At 66.0% G+C, this 780-nt stretch carries 1 protein-coding gene; it reads left to right on the top strand.

The annotated features are described in order from the left end of the window. Nucleotides 1-388 precede the first annotated feature (388 nt). Nucleotides 389-715: a DUF2312 domain-containing protein gene (locus RISW2_RS23020; RefSeq protein WP_156944001.1), complete on the top strand. Its 327-nt coding sequence runs from the start codon at nt 389-391 to the stop codon at nt 713-715. Nucleotides 716-780: the final 65 nt, after the last annotated feature.

The raw sequence follows: 780 nt of genomic DNA, 5'->3' as shown, positions 1-780 counted from the left end.
GGCCATCGACCACCGCGAGCTCGCAGCCAGGAGACCCGCAATGCTCGACGATACCATGCAATCTCAGCTTCTCGCCTGGTTCAGCTCGGGCACCACGGGCGCTGCAGCCGAGTCCATCGCGGCTCATCTCGCCGAGCACGGCCGGCAGATGGGCGACTACCCGCACGACGCGGCAGACTTCGGCCGTTGCGAGCGCCTGTTGGAAATGGTGCCCGGCCTTCGCGCCGACCTTCACCGCATGTCGGAGGTCAACGCCTATTGGGCGGGGATCGTGCCCCACTGGGACGCGATCAGAAGCGCCGAGGACAAGACCGCGCGCATTCAGGACATCGTCAGGAGCATCCAGGCTGACGACCCCGGGCATTTCGATCTCGGCCCGGGCGTGAGCATGCGCGCCGGTCCGAACACCCATGGCGCAGCGAAGGACGCCGGACCGCGCATGAAGGAGACCGACGAGGATCGGGCGGTTTCGGACAAGGTGTACGGCGCCGCAGCGAACGAGCTCCGCCAGTTCGTCGAGCGGTTCGAGCGGCTCGAGATCGAGAAGAAGGAAATCGCAGACCAGCAAAAGGAGGTCATGGCCGAGGCGAAGGCGCGCGGCTACGACACCAAGGTCCTGCGCAAGGTGATCGCGCTGCGCAAGCGCGAGCCGGACGACATCGCCGAGGAGGAGGCGGTGCTCGAGATGTATAAAGCCGCGCTCGGGATGGCCTGATGACCAGTCTTGCGCCGATGATCATCGACAGCTTCGCCGGTGGCGGTGGAGCCTCGACCGGAATT

Origin of the sequence: Roseivivax isoporae LMG 25204 (assembly GCF_000521865.1) — a bacterium.
GTDB classification, from domain to species: Bacteria; Pseudomonadota; Alphaproteobacteria; order Rhodobacterales; family Rhodobacteraceae; genus Roseivivax; species Roseivivax isoporae.
The sequence above is the reverse complement of the archived record's forward strand: the minus strand, read 5'-3'. Positions and strand labels throughout refer to the sequence as shown.